The sequence below is a fragment of the Insolitispirillum peregrinum genome (assembly GCF_900156605.1).
GTDB lineage: Bacteria > Pseudomonadota > Alphaproteobacteria > Rhodospirillales > Rhodospirillaceae > Insolitispirillum > Insolitispirillum peregrinum.
The window spans coordinates 421,909-444,765 of record NZ_FTOA01000003.1 but is presented as its reverse complement, the minus strand read 5'-3'; the positions used below and the strand labels follow the sequence as shown (position 1 = coordinate 444,765).

The window sequence follows — 22,857 nt, the reverse complement described above, 5'->3', positions numbered from 1 at the left end:
TTGATCATACCAACTGATGAAAAATACCACCAAAGTTCTGCCTTGCAGAAACCATTGATATGATATCTTATAATACAATATCTATTCTAGGTAATTTTATTCTTGCTTTTCCCGTCAAGAATGCACAAGTATAACATGAAAACAAGAAATTAAATCCCACATGCGTTGAAATGCCTTTGGCTGGAGGGACCGTGCGCATCCTGGTTATCATCGGCACTCGCCCCGAAGCGATCAAATTATCCCCGGTCATTCACCGACTGAATGATCGTAGCGAGATAAACACCTGCATCTGCCTGACGGGACAGCATCGCGAGCTGCTTGTGCAGGGACTGGCCGATTTTCACATCACCCCCCACCACAATCTGGATGTCATGCATGACCGGCAATCGCTGAACAGCATCAGCAGCCGCATCCTTGCCGACCTGCCCCGTATCCTTGACCTGGAGCGACCGGACTGGATTCTGGTTCAGGGGGATACGACCTCTGCCATGGCCGCGGCAGTGACCGGCTTTCAGCACGGCATCAAGGTCGCCCACGTCGAGGCCGGCCTGCGAACCGGAGATCCCGAGCAGCCGTGGCCGGAAGAAATGAACCGGCGGATCATCGGACAGGTTGCCAACCTGCACTTTGCCCCCAGCCAGACCGCCCGCGACAACCTGCTGCGCGAGGGGATTCCGGCGGCCAACATTGTTGTCAGCGGCAACACCGTCATTGATGCCCTGCTGCTGGCCCGCAGCATGGAGCACAGCCAGGCTCTGGCCAACCTGCCGCCCCGTTCTTGCCAACAGCCCCTCATCGTCTGCACCCTGCACCGCCGCGAAAACCTGACCCGCAGTCGTTTGCTGCAGGTGGAACAGGCCCTGGTGGCGCTGGCCGAACGCGGCAACCAGATTGTCTTTCCGGTCCACCCCAACCCGGCCTTGACCGCCACCATCCGCCGTTTGCAGAACAGCCATCCCCATCTGCATATCCTGCGCCCGTTATCCTATGTGCCGTTCATCCAGTTGCTGGCACAGGCCACGCTGGTACTGACCGATTCCGGCGGCATTCAGGAAGAAGCCGCCTTCCTCGGCAAGCCGTTGCTGGTGATGCGCCGCTGCACCGAACGCCCGGAGGTGCTGAATGAGGGGGCGATGCTGGTTGGCACCGACAGCCACGCCATCCTCAAGGCAGCACAGACGATTCTCGATACTCCGGACCGCTTTGGCCGCCCGGCCGGTGCCTTCACCGACCTTGGTGCCGGACAGGCCTCGCACAAGATTGCCGAATACCTGTTGTCCCATCAGGCAGCGGCGGCATGACTCCGCCGCCTTCCCGCCGCCGCTGGTCTGCCAATGACGGGCTGTTTTTCCTGTTGAGCACCATCGTCCTGCTGGCACCACTGCCGCTGGGGGCAAACCGCCTGTGGTCGTGGAACCTGATGGCGGTCAGTGTCGCCGTCCTCAGTCTGTTGTGGGTGGGGCTGCGCTGGCAAGGCCGCTGCTCCCCTGGCCTGCCTGCCCACCTGTTCCGCCTGCCTGCCCTGCTGTATGTAATGGCGCTGGGCTGGGGTGGTGTGCAGTTGACCTCATGGTTCGGCAGTTCCCCGATCTGGAACGATGCCAGCACGGCACTGGCGCAACCACTCCCGGCCCCGCTGTCGGCAGATCCAGCCAAAACCATCGACGCCCTGCTGCGCCTGACAAGCTCCGCGCTGGTGTTTTTTCTGGCCGCCCAGTTGGGACGGCAGCCCCACCGCGCCGCACGCGGGATGAAAAGCCTCGCCATCGGGATCACCCTTTACGGCCTGTATGCCCTGGCCGTTTACTTCTCGGGGCAAGAGACAATCCTGTGGCTGGACAAGTGGACCTATCCCGGCGATGCCACCGGCACCTTTGTCGGGCGTGCCGCCTTTGGTGCCTTTGCCGGAATCGGAGTGGTTCTGTGTCAGGCGATGGCTCTGCGACAGGCCAGATCGCATCGTCCTGCCCTGCCCATGGCACGCTCCTTGTCTGTCCGGCGCAGTGCGCCATGGGTGTTGGCCGCTATAATCCTGTGGTGCGCGGTCCTTGTTTCCCATTCCCGGGGGGCCTTGCTGGTCACCGGCCTTGCATCCGTCACCCTGCTGCTGGCGGCAACGGTCGGGCAGATGATCCGCTGGCGGGTCACCCTGATCATGCTGGCAGCGCTGGTGGTGGGGGGGAGTGCATCCTTGCTGACCATCGGACAAGCCACCATCGCCCGCATGAGCGGAGAAGGCGACTGGCAGGGTGATCGCCCCAACCTGATGCGTCTGAGCTGGAATGCGGTGGCTGACCGCCCGTGGACCGGCCACGGGCTGGGGGCCTTTGAGCAGGCATTTTCCATCTATCGCGATGTCAGCCTGCCGCGCGATGTCATTTACGATTACGCCCATAACAGTTGGCTGGAAGTGATCGTTGATCTGGGCTGGCCTGCCGGTCTGTGTCTGTTGCTGGCCGTCTGCTGGCCAGTCGTGCGCTGTGCCATCGGCCTGCGACAGCGCCATCAGGGACAGCTGTACCCCGCAACCGCGCTGGCCATCGCCACCTTGCTGGGAAGTCAGGCCATCATTGACTTTACCATCCAGATTCCGGCCCTGACGATCCTCTGGGCCTATTGCCTCGGGATTGGCTATGGTCAGTCATGGCCCACCGCGCAGGTGACAGAAGCAGACTGACGATCATTCAGTGATGCAGCCCCCCTCTTCCGAGCTTTTTCTTGCCCGCCAGCCATAGACCTGTATCATTCTGACTGCTTGCAGACAGATCCGGTCTGTGGGGCCATATTTGGCAGAAATATTTTCTTGCTCATCGTATTAAAGGGAGTTGTTGCGTGTCGTCCGAGCTCGTCGATCCCGTCTCCCTTCCGTCGCGTACCCAGATCAGCCTCAAGTCCCTGTCTCTTGATGCCAAAGGCAATCTGGCCCGCCGTCGAATGGTCGGACCACTGGACTTTTCCTTTCAGCATCAGCAGCGCAGCTATTCTTGCCGGTTTTACGAACGCTCGGCCCGCAGTGGGCTGGTGATCCATCATCGCCTCGGCCTGTTGCCCAAAGACAAGAAAATCCGGGCCTTGATCCGCACTATCGTCCGGCAGGCCCGCAGCCAGCAGATCGGGCTGGTCATTCGCCGAACCGGCGAGATCGACCTCGAACAACGCTCCGCACCGCCCCCGCCGGTCAACGGCGTCGCACTGCTGGCCCACATCAGCCGGGATGTTCTGTTGTGCCTGCCATGGATGGTGCTGGTCGAAGACGGTCTTGCCAGCGTGCCTGTCGCGGAATAACCGTCACGACAGAACTGTGAGCGTGGTTTACAGGACAGTAAGGAGGCAAGGGCGTGAAGCGCTGCTCCACACCTCGCTGGGGCCAGTCGACCCCAGACTCCATTCCTTTGATTATAAAAGAAAAAATAGGGGTTCGGGGCCTCAGGCCCAGAGCAGGTCCGGGCGGCAGCCCGCCCTTGTTTTCAAACTGTCGTATACCGTGACCTGAGGCAGGCACGCTGGTCTAGGCTTTTGTTTTATCGCAGTGATTTTGCGCAAAAGTGGTTCCGCTTTTGCGCTCACGGCTTCAGCCCTGCGCCATCGGCACACCGATCCCAACCGTGCGCCGCTCCAGCAGGGCCTCGCGGCGGAAGCGGTACAGCTCGGCCGGGCGACCGCGACCGGTGGTTTCCTGACTGCCGGTTGGTTCGACCAGATCCATGTTGGTGATGGTGCGGCGGAAATTCTGCTTGTGCAGACAGGTTCCGAACAGGGCTTCGACCACCCGCTGCAACTGCAACAGGGTGAAGGTCGCCGGCAGCAGGTCAAACACCACCGGACGGTAAGCCAGCTTGCCGCGCAACCGCCCCAGCGCACTGGCCAGAATCCGGCGATTATCAACACTCAAGGGATGCCCCAGATGCGACGCCGCCACCATCCGCACCGGATCAGGGGCGGGAGGCAGCAGGTTGGCGGCGCGCGCCTGTTCCACCTCGTCGCGCAAAGCCTCGGGGACCAGACGGGCCTCGTACAGCAATTCATAACGGTCCAGCGAGCGCACCGGATCAAGCCCGGAGGCCGGATCGACCCCAAAGGCGGCCTCGACCCGTCCCTGCCGCCGTTGCCGGTGTTCCACATCCGGTGCCTGATCGACCCATGCCCGCAGGTGAGGACGGATCACCGTATCCATCACCGCCGGACGACCGTTGCGCCAGTCCTCCCACGGCAGAAAGCCGTACCAGTCGCGCCAGGTGGCATCTCCCGAGCCTTCCACCGGGGCTTCCTGCGTCAGCCCCAGATAGGCAACCGATACCACCCGTGGCCCGCCGAACAGTTCACGCGGGTCACGGTTCTGGCTGCCAAAGGTGTAAAGCTGTTCCAGAAAGCGCAGGCTGAGGCCGGTCTGTTCCTCCAGCCATTGCCGACAGCCATGGTCCAGCGTGCGATGGCGCAGCGGGTCAAAGGGGCCATAGGGCAAGGCTTCCGGGCTGTCACCGGCTAGAGCAGCGTGCGTTAAATCGGACGTAGGCACGCTGCTCCAACTTTTTGTTCTGTCGCATTGTTGTTGCGAAAACCGGTTTCCACTTTTCGCACAATGCTCTGGCATCACCGGCACCCCTTGCTGGGCCGGGGTGGCCAGATCATGCTGCATCCGCCGTGCCACCAGAATGCGCGGCACCTCCTCGGTGACGGCCACCACAACCGCCGTCAGGGACAGTATCGTGCTGGTCGGCGAAGGGGATGCAGACAGGGACAACGGCTATCTCCGGGAGAAAAGACAATGGGCTGCACCATACCATGAGGATGCAGCCCATCGTAAAGCAAATCCGGCCTCCGAAGCGTTACCGGAAGCTGACCGTGGCAACCGCCCACGCCACCTTTTCCTGCGACCAGACGCCGACGGCCCCCGGAGCCTCTCCGGCGCTGGCGATCACCGTTCCCTGCCCCGGCTGATCCAGCACCACCTGCCCGGCGGGGGTGGTCACATCAATTTTGCCTTCCAGCAGCAGCACATCCAGCGCCCCGGCCAGCGGGCCGCCCCACAATTGCGTGCCACGGATACCAATCGTCGCCACCGGGGTTTTGATCTCCGCGCCTGTGGTCCTGGCCGCCGACAGGGCAAAGACACCCTTCAGCAGGCTCATCACCGGCCCGCGCGGGCGGGCATCGGGGGCCACAATCAGGTCAGACACCAGCATCCCGGCATTTTCCCCCAGCGTCAGCTGGCTGCCATCGATCAGGGTGACCTGAAGCCGGGCATCGGCCCCGGTGTTCAGGGCGTCGTCCTGATAGACCTCGGCCCCAACAGCCAATGGACGCTCTTCAGCGTTATACAAGGCACTGGCGGTACCCTGAATCCGGTCCACCGTTCCCACAACCTGCCGGGCTTCGGCCTCGGCCCCCACCAGCACCATCATCGCCGTGATCGCACCAGCCAGTATTTTCCACCACATAGGCCCATCCTGTTTGCTCGGGTATCATTCTGCCCGATCATTTCACGGCAACAAAAAACCCGCCAGAAGACTCTGGCGGGTTTTTCGTCACGGTCACGCGAGCGCGACTGTCGTGTGGTCTTACAGGCCCATCTTGGCGCGCAGACGACCATCGAGTTCTTCGAGGAACTTGGTGGTGGTCATCCACGGCTGATCCGGGCCGATCAGGATCGCCAGGTCCTTGGTCATCTTGCCGTCTTCGACGGCTTCGATGCAGACGGCTTCCAGGGTTTCGGCGAACTTCACCACGTCCGGGGTATCGTCGAATTCACCACGGAACTTCAGGCCACGGGTCCAGGCAAAGATCGACGCAATCGGGTTGGTCGAGGTTTCCTTGCCCTGCTGGTGCAGGCGGTAGTGGCGGGTCACGGTGCCGTGGGCGGCTTCGGCTTCGACAGTCTTCCCGTCGGGGGTCATCAGCACCGAGGTCATCAGACCCAGTGAGCCAAAGCCCTGAGCAACGGTGTCAGACTGCACGTCGCCGTCGTAGTTCTTGCAGGCCCACACAAAGCCACCCGACCACTTCATGCAGCAGGCAACCATGTCGTCGATCAGACGGTGTTCGTAGACGATGCCACGAGCCTTGAATTCATCAGCGAATTCAGCGTCGAAGGTTTCCTGGAACACGTCCTTGAAACGACCGTCATAGGCCTTCAGGATGGTGTTCTTGGTCGACAGGTAGACCGGCCAGTTGCGCAGCAGGCCATAGTTGAAGCAGGCGCGCGCAAAACCACGGATCGATTCATCCAGGTTGTACATCCCCATCGCCACACCGGCAGACGGGAACTTGAACACTTCGTATTCGACCGGTTCACCGCCGTCATCCGGGGTGTACTTCATGGTCAGGGTGCCTTTGCCCGGCACCTTGAAGTCGGTGGCGCGGTACTGGTCACCAAAGGCATGGCGGCCGATCACGATCGGCTGGGTCCAGCCCGGCACATAGCGCGGCACGTTCTTGCAGATGATCGGCTCGCGGAACACGGTGCCGTCCAGAATGTTGCGGATGGTGCCGTTCGGCGACTTCCACATCTTCTTCAGGCTGAATTCTTCGACGCGCTGTTCATCGGGGGTAATGGTGGCGCACTTCACGCCGACGCCGAATTCCTTGATGGCGTTGGCGGCATCGATGGTGATCTGGTCATTGGTCTCGTCGCGCTTTTCGACGCTGAGATCATAGTACTTCAGATCAACATCCAGGTAGGGCAGGATCAGCTTGTCCTTGATGAAGCTCCAGATGATGCGGGTCATCTCGTCGCCATCAAGCTCCACCAGCGGCTTCGCAACTTTGATCTTGCTCATAATTTCACCCTATCTGAGTCTGACGAATACACCGTCCGGTGGGGTGCGCCCCATTGCGCCCATGCGGCCGCGGACGCAGGACCATAGTGCGCGCATGCTGCCAGTGCAAGAATGGAATGGGTGGTTTTTTCCCTGCCCAAACGGACGGGGCGCCCGCGGCACCAGCCTGCGAACGCCCCGAAAACAAAATATCCTTTATGTTGTAAAGGATTAGAACAGCGCAGACGCCGCCGGGGCCGCCTCGGCAACCACGGTGCGATTTGCGGCGGCCAGCACGTCCTCTACCCCGTCCACCACGGTAAACAGCTCCATGTTGCGTTGGCGGATGAAGCTGTGCGACAGCATCGATTCGGCAAACTGCACGAACGGCTTCCAGTACTCCTTGACGTTACACAGGATCACCGGCTTTTCGTGCAAAGACAGTTGCTTCCAGGTCAGGATCTCAAAGGTTTCATCCATCGTGCCAAATCCGCCCGGAAGGACGCAAAAAGCATCGGAGCGTTCAAACATCATCCGCTTGCGGGTGTGCATGTCCGGCACCACGATCAGCTCGGTCAGGCCCGGCAGGGCGGCTTCGACCTCGACCAGATGCTGCGGGATGATGCCGACAGCGCGGCCACCGGCTTCCAGACAGCCCGCACTGACCGCCCCCATCACACCGCTGCCCCCGGCACCGAACACCAGCTGCACATTCGCCGCCGCCATCAATCGTCCCAAGGCACGCCCGGCTTCCATGAACACCGGATCGTTCCCCTGCGAGGCACCACAAAATACACACAGGGATTGAATACTCGTCATCATAGCGTCTCCACGCGGCTCGCAGAGGCAGCACACCTGCCCCCTGTTACCGTCTGTTGTTGTTGATGAGCGGGGCAATCCCCGCCAAAGTTCCGCTGTCATATCCATATCTATGGGGAGCGGCTACCCCCCATTCCAGAGGATCAGAAATATTTAAGAAAACAAAAACAACAGCATGGCTTTTTTCCTGGAACTGTCACAACCGGAAAACCGCATTCAGCCTGCATTCATCATGATTGCATGATATATAAAAACGGTGTTCACGGTCTCGTGATCACCGTTTTTATCCCGGATATGGTTGTTATGGACGAGAACACGTCCATAGTGCAGGTGCGGTATAGGTAAGGTCGGGGAAGTCAGGCCCTGACCCTGTGGGGGAGCTTCCTCATTCAGCCTCGCCTGCTTCTGTTTCCCCATCTTCGCAAGAAGGATTCTATTGATGCGGACTTTGAAGATCGCCTTTGTTGCTGCGGCTGCCCTGCTGTCGGCAACCAGCCTGGCCCAGGCCAACGATGCGGCGGTGAAATACCGTCAGGCCAACATGGAAATCATCGGTGGCCACATGCACTCGATCGTTCCGATCCTGAAGGGTGAAGTCACCAACAAGGACGAGTTGCTGGTGCACGCCCAGGGCCTGGCCGCCGTTGCCGCGCTGACCCCGGCAGCATTCAAGGAAAAGGCCACCGGTGGCAAGTCCGAAGCCAAGGATGCCATCTGGAGCAAGTGGGCCGAGTTTGAAACCGATGCCAAGGCGATGAAGACCGAAGCCGACAAGCTGGCTCAGGTTGTTGCCTCGGGTGATACCGCCGCCATTGGCGCGCAGGTTGGCGCTCTGGGCAAGACCTGCAAGGGCTGCCACGACGACTTCAAGAAGGACTAATCCTGTAACGGACTGTCCTGCAGACAAGAAAGCCGCCGGAGACACTCTCTTCGGCGGCTTTCCTCATTGAAGCAAAAGCAGGCTTAACGCCCCTCGCGCTCGCCAAAGCTGAGGAAGGCATCAACGTCCAGAACGATCAGCAGTTCTTCCTGCAGACGCACCACCCCGGCCGAAATGCCGCGCCAGCGCGGGTCAAGGGTCGAGGGGTTCAGTTCAATGTTGCGCAACTGCAGGTTCAGCACGTTCCCCACGCTGTCGACCATCAGGCTATACAGTTCAGCCCCCTGTTCGACGGTCACGCACATGATGTTGCCCTTTTCGGTCTTTTTGCTCAGACCAAGGCGGGTACGCACGTCAATCACGGTCACGATGCGACCGCGCAGGTTGATCGATCCGGCAACTTCGGGTGGGGCCAGCGGAATCCGGGCGATTTTCTCGGGGATCAGGATGTCCTGCACGCGCTCAACCGGAATACCAAACAGTTGGCCTTCAACGTAAACGGTCACAAAGACCTGATCGGCCTGAGTGGCAACCGCACGATTGCTGACGGCGACCAGTTGACCTTGGCTTGCGGGAGTCATGTCAGCGCTATCCTCTCCAGTTTCACGTTCCCCGGCCATCCTCGCCAGGTGCTTCTCTTTAACAGTGGCTATAATGGGGCCACATTACCAGATATTCCAGCACTTTCCTGTGAGAGAAAGGATAAACGGCCCACCCTTTCCTCACGCAAACGTTTACAACTCTTCCCCTTGCTCCGGGAGCGGGTCAGGGATTGTCTCCGGGCAGACGGCAACCTCGACGCTGACCGCATGGTCGCCACCGCCGACCATCACCCCCTTGATCGGGCTGATGTCGTCAAAATCCCGTCCCCACGCAACCACGACGTGCTCGTGCAGGGCAATCTTGTTGTTGGTCGGGTCCAGATCAATCCAGCCGGTTTCAGGACTCCACAGGGACACCCAGGCATGGCTGGCATCATTGCCGATCAGGGCCGGAGCCTCGGCAGCGTCATTTTTGGCCTCGACGGTATTGCCGGTCAGCAGATAGCCCGAAACATAGCGGGCCGCCAATCCCAGCGAGCGCAAGGCGCCAATCTGGACATGGGCAAAGTCCTGACAAACCCCCCGCCGCTCGGCCATCACATGCGCCAGCGGGGTGGCGATGTCGGTGGCATCCGGGTCATAGGCAAAATCACGGAAAATCCGTCGCGTCAGATCAACGGCAGCCTCCAGAATCGGACGGCCTGCGGTAAAGCTCTGGCGGGCATAGCTTTCCAGCTCGGGCAAGAGAGGAACCATCGGGCTGGCATACAGGTAGCGGGTGGCCTCCAGCACCACCCCTTGCTCCACCCCCACCGGCAGGCTTTCCCCGTCGCGCGGGATCGGGTGCGCCAACAGGGCGGCCACCTGCTCCCACGGGAGCGTCTTGTCGGCTGCGGGAGGCTCCGGCGGGTCCACCGTGATCCGGCTTTCGCTCAGGACGGTCAGTTCTTCGTGGCTCTGATCGACCGAAAACAACGAAACCGGGTTGCCGAAGAAGTCCTTGCGCTGACGCTGACTGCTGGGGCGCGGGGTGATGGTCAGGCGGGCAAGGTGGCACACCTGCCGATCGGCCACCCGTGGCAACAGGTGGGCGGCGTGGTGCGACAGGGTCACCGGATAGCTGTAGGTGTAGCGCGTCAGATGACGCACGGTGTAGGTCACGCTCATGGTTCACCTGACACGCTTGCAAGCCCCGGCACAGCACCCCCGTCGGCCTCATCCTCATCATCGGCAGCGGTATTCTGCCGGGATGGCAGCGGGCGCAGCAAGGCGATGCGATGTGGTTGCCGCTGTTCGGCAGCATGGACAAAATAACGGCGGCTGAGGGCATCAACCAGCCGGTAGAGGTCATCACGCAAGGTGGCGGTCAGGGCGCTGAGGGTCACTCCGTCCTGACCGCGCAGCAGCACCCGGTCGAGGGAGACCGTCCGCACCGTTGCCTGCAGGGAAATCACCAGCCGGTGTTCGGCGGTGAACACCGGCGTGTTGCGGTGGGGAACCAGCGCCTCCATGTGCTCCATCAGGCGGGCAATCTGGAAGGCCAGCGAGCGCGGATTGGTTTCGTCGGCCAGCAACAGGTCCAGCGTCGGCAAAAAGCGGGGAGCGGCCAGATAGCGGCTGCGATAGGTCATCTGGCTGTCCGACACATCCAGCGCCAGTTCCAGCGCCGCCTGCAGCGGGCTGTCCACGTCCAGTTGGGTGGCATCGAGCAGGTCCAGACAGTGCAGACTGCGTTCAATGCGCCGTCCCATGTCCATGAACCGCCAGCCCGACCCGCGCGTCATGCTTTCCTGCGCCAGACCGGCCAGTGCCGACAGCGCCATGATCAGGCGGTCGAGGGCCGTTGCCGCGTCATCGGGATCAAGGCGGTGCGGCGGGCCAATCGAGGTCATGCGCCCCGGCAGGCTGATCAGGGTACGCCATGTATCATGGGACAGGTGATCCTTGACCACCGTCGCCACCCGCGACAGGTTCTGGATGGTCCCGGCCAGCGCATGCGGCATGGAGCTGTCCATGTTGACCCGCAGCAAGCGGCGCAAGGCCCGTTCATGGGTGGTGCTCAGGGCATTGGCATCCTGCGGATCGCCGGTACCGCTCAGATCCAGCGACAGCGGCAAATGCGCCATCCGCTGGAACAGGGCCAGCGCCACCGTCAGTTCGTGCGCGGCATCCGGCCCGGCCAGCACCCGGAACAGCACCGCCCGCAACAGACGGCAGGTATCTTCACAGCGTTCCAGATAGCGCCCCAGCCAGAACATGTTGTCGGCCATGCGGGACGGCAGATCGGATTTGCCCCGTTGCAACTGCGGCGAGACCGGCCGTTCAACCAGCGCATCGCCCCGCGCCAGCGGCAGGCGCGGTTCAATGCCTTGCAAGCCATCGACCACCGGCACCGCCGACGGCTGAAGGACGGCACTGTCCGCATCGGTCAAAATCCAGGTGTCCTTTGACCCGCCCCCGTGCTGCATCGACACCGACAGCTCGCGCGGGGCCGTCCCGGTGCGGGTCAGACCGCCGGGCATCACCGCATAGCTGTCGCCTTCGGCGCAGGCATAGGTACGGACCACCACCGGACAGGGCGTGATGCCTTCGGAACGCCAGAGGGGCGCGGTGGACAAGTCCACCGCCTCTTGCGCCACCCAGCCAATCGGGTTGGCGCGCAGGCGGGCAATCCACTGTTCTTTCTCTGCTGCCGACAACAAGGCTCCGCGCACCAGCGGCACCGAGGCCGAAAAGGCCGGGCGCAAGGCCAGCCGATCAAGATTCTGGACCACATATTCCAGCTCGCGCCGTTGCCCACACCACCAGGTGGCCACCGACGGCATCAGCAAATCCTGCCCCAGCATCGCCCGGCACAGGGTCGGCAGAAAGGCCATCAGCGCCGGGCTTTCGACCAGCCCGCTGCCCAGACCGTTACACAGGGCGACCGTCCGCCCATGGATCGCCTGCACCAGCCCCGGCACCCCGAGGGTCGAGTCCGAGCGCAATTCCAGCGGGTCGCAATAGGCCCCGTCGGTGCGGCGCAGAATGACATCAACCGGTTTCAGGCCATCGGTGGTCTTCAGGTTGACCCGGCCATCACGAACGGTCAGGTCTTCGCCTTCGACCAGCGTCAGGCCCAGGGTACGCGCCAGATAGGTATGCTCGAACCATGTTTCGTTGTAGGGGCCGGGGGTCAGCAGAACAATGTTTGGCTCGTCGCGGTTGAGCAGCGCCCGCCGGATCAGGGACTCGCGCAGCTTGCCAAACCACGGCGCCAGCCGGGCCACGTCGCACGAGCGGTAGAGGTCCGGCAGAACCCGCGAGATGATCGAGCGGTTTTCCAGCGCATAGCCCGCCCCGGAGGGGGCTTCGCTGCGGTCGCCGACCACCCACCACAGGCCATCGGGGGAACGGGCGATGTCGGCCCCGTACAGGTGCAGGCGCGGGCCATCATGAATGGCCCCGACCAGCGCCCGCAAAAAGGCCGGATTGGCATGGACCACCGCAGGCGGCAACAACCCCTGCCGCAACAGCCGTTGCGGCCCGTACAGGTCATCAAGGATCATGTTCAGCAGCAACGCCCGCTGACTCAGGGCCTGATCAATGTGCCGCCAGTCGTCGGCAGAAATCAGCATCGGCACCGGGTCCAGCCGCCACGGGCGTTCGGTGCCTTCGGGATCGCCGTAAACGTTATAGGTCACCCCGTTGGCCCGCAACAGGCGCTGCCCGCGGTCCCAGCGTCGGCGCATACCTGATGGGCCAATGGCGCGCAGCCCGGCACTCAGCCGTTGCCAGTGCGGGCGCGGCAGCCGGTCCGGTCCGGCCATTTCGTCGTAAATGTCCTCGGACGGCGCGTAATGCAGGGCCGGAGGATCCAACTGCTTTTTGCTCATCCCTTGCCTCGTTGCGCCACCCAGTGCGCGGCGGCACACCATGCCTGGCCAAAACTGATCGCCGGATCACCGGGGGACAAGGCCACTGGCAACAACGGCGTCAGCCCCCGCGCCTGCAAGCCTGCCACCACGGCGGACCTCAGCACGGTATTGAAAAAACATCCGCCTCCCAACGGCACCAGCGTCCCCGGCGCAGGGGCCTGCGCCATCACCCAGTCCACCAGTGCCGCCGCCAGTCCGCGATGGAACAGGGCAGCCCCTGCGGCCTGTTGCCCGACCGGCAGGGTCGAACAGGCCAGTGGGGCACCGGCAGCATCACAGCCCAGCGCCATCAGCCGATCCAGCAGAGGATCGCAGCTGAGCGAGCCATCGGCCAGCACCTGCCAAACAGGGTCAGCGAACAGACACACATCAGGGTGTGAGGCCGCCAGTTTTTCCAGCGCCATCGGAGCCTCGCCTTCAAAGGTGGCGATTGGCAGCACTCCCAACAAGCCGCAGGCCGCATCAAACAGCCGCCCGCAGGATGAGGTTGATGGACTATTGAAACCCTGCTCCATCATGCGGAGCAGCAAGGCGACTCCCTTGGGGCCTCCGCTGCCGCTGACGTCGGCAAAACGGGCAACCGCTTCGTCGGCTCGCCCCAGACGATGCAAGGCCGCCAGCGCCATCCGCCACGGCTGACGGGCAGCTACATCGCCGCCCGGCTGCGCCAGCGGAGCCAGACCGCCATGCCGCAGCCATGCGCCCGAGGACGGCGTGACCGCCAGCAGCTCGCCCCCCCAGGCGGCATTCTCCGGCCCCAGTCCGAAACCATCCAGCGCCAGCCCCAGACAGGCCGTTGCCTCCTGCCGTTGATGTTCCCCCAGCACTGCCCCCATGTGGGCAAGGTGATGCTGAATGGCGAGCGCCGGAATCCCCCGCTCTGCCGCGAAACGGGTTGCAAAGCGGGTGGAATGAAAATCAGGATGCAGATCGTGGGCAATACAGACCGGCTCGGCCCCGGTCAGGGCCAGCATTGCCTCAACGGTCTGTTCAAAGGCGGTGATTGCCGCCGGACTGTCCAGATTGCCCAGATCACGCGAAATCCACGCCTGATCCCCCCGGATGACCGTTATCGTCGCCTTGAGAAAAGCGCCGACAGCAAGCACATCGGGGAAGCTGCGCCCCAATGGCAGGCAGTGCGCAACCACCGCTGACGGATCAGGGGCCGCCGCAGACTCGGACAAGGGGGCAAACGCCCGCCGGGGAGAAAGGTATTTCATCATACAGAGATGAAAGACAGAAAACGTTTTCCCCGGCAAGCCCTCGCGGCCCTTTGCCACAAGACAAAACGATGACTCAGCCAGACGTAAACATACCCTTGTGCTGTTCGCGTAACAGGGCTTTCTGCACTTTTCCCATCGTATTACGCGGCAGGCTATCGACGAAAAACACCTTCTTCGGCACCTTGTAGTTGGCAAGGTGCTCCTTGAGGTGGGCCATGATGGCGTCTTCGCTGGCTTCGGCGGCGGTGGCCGGGTCCCGGCAGACAAAGGCCAGACCGACCTCGCCGAAATCGGGGTGCGGAATGCCGACCACCGCGCTTTCGGCCACGCCCGGCAGATCGTCGATCACCCCTTCGATTTCCTTCGGGTAAACATTATAGCCGCCGGAAATGATCAGATCCTTCGCCCGGCCAACAATATCCAGATAGCCATCGGCATCGATCAGCCCGACATCACCGGTCTTGAACCAGCCATCGACGGTGAATTCTTCGCGGGTCTTTTCCGGCATCCGCCAATAGCCCAACATTACGTTCGGCCCTTGCACCTGAATGTCGCCAACACTGCCCACCGGCAAGGCTGTCACTCCGTCTTCGCCCACCACCCGCACCGAGATGCCGGGAAACGGCATCCCCACCGACCCCGGACGGCGCTCGCCATCATAAGGATTGCCAGTGTTCATGCCGGTTTCGGTCATCCCGTAGCGTTCAAGGATGGCATGGCCGGTGCGGTCGGTGAACTGGCGGTGGGTTTCGGCCAGCAGTGGCGCCGACCCCGAGGTGAACAACCGCATGTGCGCGGCATGATCCCGACCGAAGGCCGGACTGCCCAGCAGGCGGGTGTAAAAGGTCGGAACCCCCATGAAGGTCGTCGCCTGCGGCAGCACTGCCAGAACCTCGGCCAGATCGAATTTTTCCAGCCAGATCATCCGGGCACCGGACAACAGCACGCAATGACAGGCCACAAACAGGCCATGGGCGTGGAAGATCGGCAAGGCATGCAACAGCACATCGGTCGAGGTAAAGCGCCAGCTTTCCACCAGCGCCACCCCGTTGGAGGCCAGATTGCGATGGGTCAGCATCGCCCCTTTCGGTTTGCCGGTGGTCCCCGATGTGTACAGCATGGCCGCCAGATCATCGGCATCGCAGGCCACCACCGGCGGCACCGGGCCCTCCCCCGCTGCGACCAGTACCGGCAACGACCCGTCTCCGGCGGTTCCCAGCGTCAGGGTATGCCCAACGCCATGGCGATCGGCCAGCGGCTTCAGCGTTGCTTCGTCCTGCGGGCGACAGAGGAAAATCGCCGGTTCGGCATTGCCCAGCAGATAGTCCACTTCGTCCGGACGATAGGCGGTGTTCATCGGCAGGAACACCAGCCCCGCCCGCAGGCAGGCCAGATAGACCATCAGCGCTTCGGGGCTTTTATCGACCTGCACCGCCACCCGGTCGCCCTTCACCGCCCCCAGCGCGGCAAAGCTGCGGGCATAGGCCCCGGCAAGCTGCTCTGCCTCACCATAAGCAAGGCTGCGTCCATCCGGGGTGGACAGCAGGGGCTGCGACAGGTCCGCCGGAAAGCGGCTGCGGATGAGGGCGTAAAGCGAATGCGTCATGGTCGTGATCATCCCTGTAGTTTTGACCTGTAATTTTGGCCCGTAGTTTTGGCCCGGGCGTGGCGTGGCGCAAGGCTCTGCATCTTCGGTGCCGCCCATTGTATACAATTTATAGCCTTTGTGAATAATTCTTTCCGGCTGATCGCGTCTTCCCACTGACCACACCTTAGGCCAAAGACCAAGGATTTTGCGCGCAAAGATCGTTCCCAGCCATTGCCATACCCGCAATAATCAATCATACCTGCCATTCGCAGGCGGCACTTTTTGCCGTCCCCATCCTTTCGACCCACGGTTTCCCTTGAAAGTTTGTGACAGGACAAGTATCGCTAAACGGCATCCTGACTGCCTTCTGCCACGGGCCGACAGCCTCGCAAGACCAGACTCCAGTTCCTCGGCAACATGATGGAAAGCAAGGAAACTTGCTTATAAACAGAATGGGTATCGGAAACGCAGTGCTGAAGGCGCATGCCGCCTTGACCTCCATCATGGATCTTGACCTGCTTCATGATCTGGTGGTGCCGTCCCTCCACTCGCCGCTGGTGCAACGTCGGCGCGCAGAACTGATCAGCTCTCGCGTATTTCTTGTTGCGGTGACATTTGCCATTCTGACGCCGCTGTGGATCGTCGTGGATGTGCTGTTCTTCCCCAACCCGTTGTGCTGGTATCTGGCGGCCTTGCGGGCTGCCGCTGCTGCGGCCTTTGGGGTGGTGGCATGGGGATTTCCGCGCACGACCGAGAAAATTTCTGTTGCCCTCAAGGCACTGGCTGCCCTGCTGGCGGTCCCGGTGCTGTTCTTTCTGGTCTCTGACCCGTTGATGATGGGCTACAAGTTCGACAGCCTGCAATTGGCGCTGGCAGCGGGCTATGCCTTTTTGCCCTTTGTGATGGTTGCCGGGCTGTCGGTGTTTCCGATTACCGCCATTGAAGGCGCTGCCTTCTCCGCTCCGCTGATCCTGTCGATGGTCGCCATTGTGGTCGGTGGCTTTGAATTGCTGCCGTTTTCGTCCTATCTGGGGGCGTTGTGGCTGCTGGGTCTGCTGGCAGTGGTGGCAACGCTGGCCGGGATGAGCCAGTTGCATTTCATGATGGCGCTGGTTCAGCAGGCCAGCCATGACGTGCTGACCAAGGTCTATACCCGCCGGGTCGGCGAAGAATTGCTGAACGTGCAGTTCCATCATGCCGACCGGCAGGACATTCCGATGGCTCTGGCCTTCATCGACCTCGACAGCTTTAAAAGCGTCAACGACATGTTCGGCCACGAAGAAGGCGACAAGACCCTGAAACGGGCCTGTGACGCTCTGCGCAAGGTTCTGCGCCGGGGGGACATCGTGGTGCGCTGGGGTGGCGAAGAATTCCTGATCATCATGCCGAACACCGATCCCGTCGGTGCCCGCATCGCCATCGAACGCCTGCGTGCCGAAGGTCTGGGCAACCGCCCGGATGGCCTGCCGCAGACAGCCTCCATCGGGATTGCCGAACGCCAGAGCGACAAGACCGCCTCCTGGTCCGATCTGGTCGAAAAGGCCGACCAGCGGATGTATCGTGCCAAAAAATCCGGCAAGGATCGGGTGGTGACCGTTGGCGAAGAGATGTTCCAGTAACGTCTGATGACTCCAAACATAAAAACGGCGACCCCGCATCAGGCCGCCGTTTTTTGGTGTCACAAACAAAAGGCAGGGGAGCGGATCAGAACATCCCGCCCATATCCCCCATGCCACCCATACCACCCGCCGGAGCCGCTGCCTTGGGCTGCGGGGTTTCGGCAATCATCACTTCGGTGGTGATCATCAGGCCCGCCACCGACGCCGCATCCAGCAGGGCGGTGCGCACCACCTTGGTCGGGTCAATGATGCCGGCTGCGAACAGATCGCCATAGGTGCCAGTCTGCGCATCGAAACCATAGGCGGTTTCGCTCTGCTCCAGCAGCTTGCCCGCGACCACCGTGCCGTCATGGCCCGCATTGCTGACAATCTGGCACAGCGGAGCCTTCAGCGCATGACGGACGATCGTCACCCCGACCGCCTGCGCGTCGTTGGCCACTGTCAGACCATCAAGCGCACGGGTGGCATACAGCAGGGCGGTACCGCCACCGGCCACGATCCCCTCTTCCACCGCCGCACGGGTGGCGCTGAGGGCATCGTCAACGCGGTCCTTCTTTTCCTTCACTTCCATTTCCGACATGCCGCCGACGCGGATCACCGCCACGCCGCCGGACAGCTTGGCCAGCCGTTCCTGGAAACGTTCGATTTCATAATCGGAATGGGCATTGGCAATATCGTTGCGAATCTGGTCACAACGGGCGGCAATGTCCTCTGCCGAGCCAGCACCACCAACGATGGTGGTCTTGTCCTTGTTGATCATGATCCGGTTGGCGCTGCCCAGCATGTCCAGAGTGGCGGCGTCCAGCTTGATCCCCATCTCTTCGCTGATCACCGTGCCGCCGGTCAGGATGGCAATATCCTGCAGCATGGCCTTGCGGCGATCGCCAAAGGCTGGAGCCTTGATCGCCGCCACCTTCAGCCCGCCGCGCAGCTTGTTGACCACCAGAGTCGCCAGCGCGTCACCCTGCACGTCCTCGGCAATGATCAGCAGCGGGCGACCGGACTTCAGGACGCTTTCCAGCAGCGGAATGATCGGTGCAATCGAGGTCAGCGCCTGATCGTAAATGAACAGATAGGGGTTTTCGAGGTCGATCAGCATCTTGTCCCGGTCGGTCCAGAAATGCGACGACAGATAGCCACGGTCAAAGGCCATCCCTTCGACCACCTCCAGCTCGGTGGTCAGGCCCTTGGCTTCCTCGACGGTGATCACCCCGGCATTGCCGACGGTTTCCATCGCGCGGGCGATCATGTCCCCGATTTCGCGCTCGCCATTGGCCGAGACGGTTGCCACCTGAGCAATCTCGGCATTCGACGCCACCGGACGCGAGCGCCCCTGAATGTCGGCCAGCACCGCCGCCACCGCAGCATCAATGCCGCGCTTCAGATCCATCGGATTGAGGCCCGCCGCCACCGCCTTGACGCCTTCGCGCACGATGGTCTGCGCCAGAACGGTCGAGGTGGTGGTGCCATCCCCCGCCAGATCGGCGGTCTTGGCCGCCACGTCCTTGATCATCTGCGCGCCCATGTTTTCGAACCTGCCCTCAAGTTCGATTTCCTTGGCAACCGAAACACCATCCTTGGTGATACGCGGCGCACCAAACGACTTGGCAATCAGCACATTGCGGCCCTTGGGCCCCAGCGTGACCTTTACCGCATCCGCCATCAGGTCAACGCCCTTCAGCATGCGGGCACGGGCTTCGGTAGAGAACTGGATGTCTTTTGCGGCCATTCGGACTGATCCTTGGTTTCTGACGGAAAACGTTACAGGCCTGCGGCGCAGGAGCCTTACATCTTCTATGGTTTTAGCACTCCCTGCCCCAGAGTGCCAACAGCAAACTGTGCAACACATACAGGCATGCCCATTTTGGCAGCACTCGCAGCACAGGACTGCCAACATATTGTTTTAAAAAAGATATTGAACTTTCATCGCAGAGTCACAAAATCAGACTCATGGACGACGCGGAGTTTTTTTTCGCCACAGGAGGCTGCCATGTCACTTGTCCGGCAACTGCAAAACCATCGCCTGACCACCGCCCGGATCTTTTACCACCTGCCCGATTTCCCTGCCGTTTTGCAGCAGTACATCTGGCAGGACTATGACCTGGCCCCTGACTTCCCCCACCTGAGGCGCTTTCTGGACTTCTGGCAACGCGAGCTGGAAGGGCCGCTGCATTCTGTCCATGTGATGTCGGCGTCACTGATCACCAGCAGCGAAATGAAGGTTGTGCATCGGGAGTTTGTGCTGCATTGAACATGCATAACAATTACAGATTGTTGCATTTCACACGCCCGTCACAGTCCCTGATTGTGACGGGCGTGACATTCCCATCACATCAAGTTGTTATTCCTCAATTTATCCTGAAAATGGGATTGCAAGATTCAGGTGGAATCATATAACCCTGAATCGAACTTTGTTCCATACACTACCTCAAGAGAGATCATGATGAAGAAGATCATTGCGGCCACAGCAGCGCTCGTCCTGTCGGCAACTGCGGCCCAGGCTGCTGACGAAGGTATCTATGCCCGCCTTGACAGCGGCTGGTCGTTCTCGCGCGACGCTGGCAAGGACATGGACGACGATGTCGGCAACAGCCCGATCATCGGCGCTGGCGTTGGCTATCGTTTCAACCAGTACCTGCGCACCGACCTGACCCTCGGGTACCGTGGTGGCTATGACATCAATGCCAACACCACCCAGGGCGGCACCACCTTCAACTTCAAGGGCGATGTCAGCGCCATCACCGGCATGGCCAACGTTTACGTTGATGTTGCCAAGATGGGTATGTTTACCCCCTATGTCGGCGCAGGCATCGGCTTCTCGCGCAACAAGGTCAGCGACACCGACATCACCACCACTGCTGGCGTCAACGGCTCGCTGGAAGGCGATACCACCACCTCCCTCGCCTGGCAGGTGGGTGCGGGTGTCGGCATCGACGTTGCACCGAAGTGGACCATCGACGTGGGCTACCGTTACCTCGACCTCGGCGAAGCCAAGAGCGGCAGCACCGCCACCATCGGCGGCGTGACCGTCGGTAACGCGACCGCCAAAGGCGACCTGCGCGCCCACGAACTTCAGGCTGGCGTCCGCTACGCCTTCTAAGGCATCCAGACGACAGAAAAAGAGAGGGGGAGCATTCGCTCCCCCTTTTTTTGTCTTTTTCAAATCAGCCACAAGCTCCCCTGAACCAGGGGGCGTAAAATCTGACGCCACAGTGCACGACAGTTTGGGAACAAGACCGTGGAGCGCTCTGCCATTCTTCACCAACTGTCGTGTACCGTGATCTGACGCAGACACGCTGGTCTAACTTTTTGTTCTGTCGCAGTGATTTTGCGAAAACCGGTTCCCGCTTTTGCGCTCACTGCCCTAAAACCCGGCACTGCGGAAAAGCACACTGCCAGACACTGGAAAGTCGCACCCGAGGGCTGGGGTAACGCTTGACAATCGATAGGGACCGAATTATATTGTCCCTAGATGGTCGCCGCAAAGATGCGGGTCCGTCGATTGCCCGAACCGCCAGTGACGCCCGTATGGGGTCAGCGTGGTTCATCCGGCAAGTATATGGTGGCTTGCGAAGAAGCGCCATAGGTTCCCGGATCGTTCCGAAGGCCCTGTCCCCGAAGGGAAGTGCTTTTCCAACGATAACAGATTGATACGGTCAGGTATTCTGCCCGCCGATCTCCGGCCTCCTAGGTCGCACTGGACCCCGTCCTGCCCGAATCGCAAGCCCGGCTCGCCCCTTGTTGCGCTCACCGCGCCACAAAAGGACCGACTGCCGGGTTTCTGTGTTTCTGCCGGGACAGCCCGGCAAGCCATCCGGTTGCAGCTTTTCATGGTCGCTTGGTGTCAGGGACACAAGAGGCCGTCACATCGCTCACAGGAGGATGTCATGAACGCTTTTGATCTCGCCCCGTTGTTCCGCTCTGGCGTTGGCTTTGACCGCCTGGCCCGCCTGGCCGAAACCGCCAGCCGTCTGGCCGAGCCGAACAACAGCTATCCCCCCTATAACATTGAACATCTGGGACCGACCGAAGACGGCGGCGATGCCTATAGCATCACCGTGGCCGTTGCCGGTTTTGCTCCCGAAGACATCACCGTCGAAGCCGAATCCGGCCTGTTGACCGTCAGCGGCCACAAGGCTCAGGACACCCGACAAGAGTCGGCTCGCCTGCTGCATCGGGGCATTGCCCTGCGGGATTTCGTGCGCCGCTTCCAGCTTGCCGACACGGTGACGGTGACCGGTGCCACCCTGCGCGATGGCCTGCTGACCGTTGCCCTGAAGCGCGAAGTCCCGGAACAGGCCAAACCGCGCCGGATCGACATCACCACCGGCCGCCCGGCTGCACCGATGGTGCCGCAGGTCGGCAGTGACCAGCCGGTTGCGACCGACCCGTCCCTGCCGCACGCGGCCTGACCCCTTCCCCCGTCCTGCGGGCGGCGTCTTCAGATCCAGAGCCGCCCGCAGCTTTTGTACTTGCCCGCTCGCATCGTTTTCCCAGGGGAGTCCACCATGACCTTTCACGCGCCCATCATCCCGTCAGCCGTCCCTGCCACACTGGTTGCTCCGGTGACCCCGGTCACTCGCGCTGCCGCAGGCGAGTCGATGGCCCTGCCGATGCCGGAAGATGGCCTGCGGGCGTATCTGCAAAAGATCAAGCGGATCCCGCTGCTGACGCTGGAAGAAGAACAGTTCCTGACCCGGCAGGTTGCCGCCACTCAGGATCAGGCCGCCGCCCATCGCCTGATCACCAGCCACCTGCGTCTGGTGGTCAAGATTGCCATGCACTACCGCCGCTACGGGCTGCCGCTGGCCGACCTGATTGCCGAGGGCAACGTCGGTCTGATCAAGGCGGTGAACAAGTTCGAGCCGGAAAAGGGCTTCCGTCTGGCCACCTATGCCATGTGGTGGATCAAGGCCTCGGTCAACGAATACATCCTGAACGCCTGGTCACTGGTCAAGATCGGTACCGTTTCGACGCAAAAGCGTATTTTCTATAACCTGCGCAAGCTGAAGGCCCAACTGGGAGCCTATGACGAATCGACCCTGTCCGACGAACACGCCCAGCAGATTGCCACCACGCTGGCGGTGCGCAAGGAAGACGTTCACGCGATGAATGGCCGCCTGATGGCCCGTGATGGCTCGCTGAACAGCCCGGTCGGCGAAGATGGCGATGCCGAACGCGTCGATCTGCTGGTTGATGATGCGCCGACGCAGGAAGACGCTCTGTCGGCCCGGCAGGAAAGCAACCGTTCGCAGCGGCTGGTCCGACTGGCGCTGGAAGCCCTGAACGAGCGCGAACGCTACATCATCACCCAGCGCCGCCTGATTGATGACCCGGTGACGCTGGAATCGCTGGGCGAGCACTACAGCCTGTCGCGGGAGCGCGTCCGCCAGATCGAAGCCCGCGCCATGCAAAAGCTGGAAGCCCGCCTGCGCTCGCTGGTGGAAGAAGAACAGCAACAGGCCGAACTGGTCAGCACCCAGTGGCAGCGCCGCCCGGCCAGGGCCGCCTGAC

19 protein-coding genes are annotated in these 22,857 nt (G+C 61.6%); 9 read left to right on the top strand and 10 right to left on the bottom strand.

The window, feature by feature from the left end:
• Positions 1-191 precede the first annotated feature (191 nt).
• The 3 genes from wecB to BW995_RS09725 all read left to right on the top strand — a co-directional run bounded on the left by wecB (position 192) and on the right by BW995_RS09725 (position 3,285).
• The gene (gene wecB, locus BW995_RS09735) at positions 192-1,301 is read left to right on the top strand and encodes a non-hydrolyzing UDP-N-acetylglucosamine 2-epimerase (protein WP_175617033.1); all 1,110 of its coding nucleotides are present in this window, start codon (positions 192-194) and stop codon (positions 1,299-1,301) included.
• On the top strand, positions 1,298-2,677 hold the full coding sequence (locus BW995_RS09730; RefSeq protein ID WP_076400038.1) for an O-antigen ligase family protein: 1,380 nt from the start codon (positions 1,298-1,300) through the stop codon (positions 2,675-2,677). Before wecB ends, BW995_RS09730 begins: the two co-directional genes overlap by 4 nt.
• Positions 2,678-2,832: 155 nt before the next feature.
• Positions 2,833-3,285, top strand: a complete 453-nt coding sequence (locus tag BW995_RS09725) for a hypothetical protein (RefSeq protein WP_076400036.1) — start codon at positions 2,833-2,835, stop codon at positions 3,283-3,285.
• Between the two features lie 286 nt (positions 3,286-3,571).
• On the opposite strand, the gene BW995_RS09720 is transcribed toward BW995_RS09725, so the two are convergent.
• The 4 genes from BW995_RS09720 to BW995_RS09705 all read right to left on the bottom strand — a co-directional run bounded on the left by BW995_RS09720 (position 3,572) and on the right by BW995_RS09705 (position 7,577).
• On the bottom strand, positions 3,572-4,741 hold the full coding sequence (locus tag BW995_RS09720) for an NUDIX hydrolase (protein WP_245821384.1): 1,170 nt from the start codon (positions 4,739-4,741) through the stop codon (positions 3,572-3,574).
• A gap of 85 nt (positions 4,742-4,826) precedes the next feature.
• Complete coding sequence (locus tag BW995_RS09715) at positions 4,827-5,438, bottom strand: FecR family protein (RefSeq protein WP_076400034.1); 612 nt, start codon at positions 5,436-5,438, stop codon at positions 4,827-4,829.
• A 120-nt stretch (positions 5,439-5,558) separates the two neighbouring features.
• Positions 5,559-6,776 (bottom strand): NADP-dependent isocitrate dehydrogenase, encoded by a 1,218-nt coding sequence (locus BW995_RS09710; RefSeq protein ID WP_076400032.1) that lies wholly within the window; start codon positions 6,774-6,776, stop codon positions 5,559-5,561.
• A gap of 210 nt (positions 6,777-6,986) precedes the next feature.
• Positions 6,987-7,577: an LOG family protein gene (locus BW995_RS09705; RefSeq protein ID WP_245821382.1), complete on the bottom strand. Its 591-nt coding sequence runs from the start codon at positions 7,575-7,577 to the stop codon at positions 6,987-6,989.
• A 436-nt stretch (positions 7,578-8,013) separates the two neighbouring features.
• On the opposite strand from BW995_RS09705, the gene BW995_RS09700 reads away from it, so the two are divergent.
• A complete protein-coding gene (locus BW995_RS09700) occupies positions 8,014-8,454 on the top strand; it encodes a c-type cytochrome (RefSeq protein ID WP_076400031.1) in 441 nt (146 codons plus the stop codon).
• Between the two features lie 83 nt (positions 8,455-8,537).
• On the opposite strand, the gene BW995_RS09695 is transcribed toward BW995_RS09700, so the two are convergent.
• From BW995_RS09695 to BW995_RS09675, 5 genes are all read right to left on the bottom strand, one after another.
• Positions 8,538-9,035, bottom strand: a complete 498-nt coding sequence (locus BW995_RS09695; protein ID WP_076400438.1) for a chemotaxis protein CheW — start codon at positions 9,033-9,035, stop codon at positions 8,538-8,540.
• Between the two features lie 153 nt (positions 9,036-9,188).
• On the bottom strand, positions 9,189-10,163 hold the full coding sequence (locus BW995_RS09690) for a transglutaminase family protein (RefSeq protein ID WP_076400030.1): 975 nt from the start codon (positions 10,161-10,163) through the stop codon (positions 9,189-9,191).
• Positions 10,160-12,871, bottom strand: a complete 2,712-nt coding sequence (locus BW995_RS09685) for a circularly permuted type 2 ATP-grasp protein (RefSeq protein WP_076400029.1) — start codon at positions 12,869-12,871, stop codon at positions 10,160-10,162. The genes BW995_RS09690 and BW995_RS09685 overlap by 4 nt, the downstream gene beginning before the upstream one ends.
• Positions 12,868-14,097 carry a Kae1-like domain-containing protein gene (locus BW995_RS09680; RefSeq protein WP_076400437.1) on the bottom strand — a complete coding sequence of 410 codons (1,230 nt, stop codon included), beginning with the start codon at positions 14,095-14,097 and terminating at the stop codon, positions 12,868-12,870. Before BW995_RS09680 ends, BW995_RS09685 begins: the two co-directional genes overlap by 4 nt.
• A gap of 112 nt (positions 14,098-14,209) precedes the next feature.
• Complete coding sequence (locus BW995_RS09675; protein ID WP_076400436.1) at positions 14,210-15,742, bottom strand: malonate--CoA ligase; 1,533 nt, start codon at positions 15,740-15,742, stop codon at positions 14,210-14,212.
• Positions 15,743-16,215: 473 nt separating this feature from the next.
• Here BW995_RS09675 and BW995_RS09670 point away from each other — a divergent pair, with 473 nt between their 5' ends.
• On the top strand, positions 16,216-17,343 hold the full coding sequence (locus BW995_RS09670) for a GGDEF domain-containing protein (protein WP_322099120.1): 1,128 nt from the start codon (positions 16,216-16,218) through the stop codon (positions 17,341-17,343).
• An 85-nt stretch (positions 17,344-17,428) separates the two neighbouring features.
• Here the strand turns inward: BW995_RS09670 and groL are convergent, their stop codons facing one another.
• Complete coding sequence (groL, locus tag BW995_RS09665) at positions 17,429-19,072, bottom strand: chaperonin GroEL (protein ID WP_076400027.1); 1,644 nt, start codon at positions 19,070-19,072, stop codon at positions 17,429-17,431.
• 261 nt (positions 19,073-19,333) lie between these two features.
• Between groL and BW995_RS09660 the strand changes: the two genes are divergently transcribed.
• The 4 genes from BW995_RS09660 (at position 19,334) to rpoH (ending at position 22,856) form a co-directional block, all read left to right on the top strand.
• Complete coding sequence (locus tag BW995_RS09660) at positions 19,334-19,594, top strand: usg protein (protein ID WP_076400024.1); 261 nt, start codon at positions 19,334-19,336, stop codon at positions 19,592-19,594.
• Between the two features lie 189 nt (positions 19,595-19,783).
• A complete protein-coding gene (locus BW995_RS09655) occupies positions 19,784-20,443 on the top strand; it encodes an outer membrane protein (RefSeq protein WP_084194728.1) in 660 nt (219 codons plus the stop codon).
• A 787-nt stretch (positions 20,444-21,230) separates the two neighbouring features.
• A complete protein-coding gene (locus tag BW995_RS09650; protein ID WP_076400020.1) occupies positions 21,231-21,755 on the top strand; it encodes an Hsp20 family protein in 525 nt (174 codons plus the stop codon).
• A 96-nt stretch (positions 21,756-21,851) separates the two neighbouring features.
• Positions 21,852-22,856 (top strand): RNA polymerase sigma factor RpoH, encoded by a 1,005-nt coding sequence (gene rpoH, locus BW995_RS09645; protein WP_322099119.1) that lies wholly within the window; start codon positions 21,852-21,854, stop codon positions 22,854-22,856.
• Position 22,857: the final 1 nt, after the last annotated feature.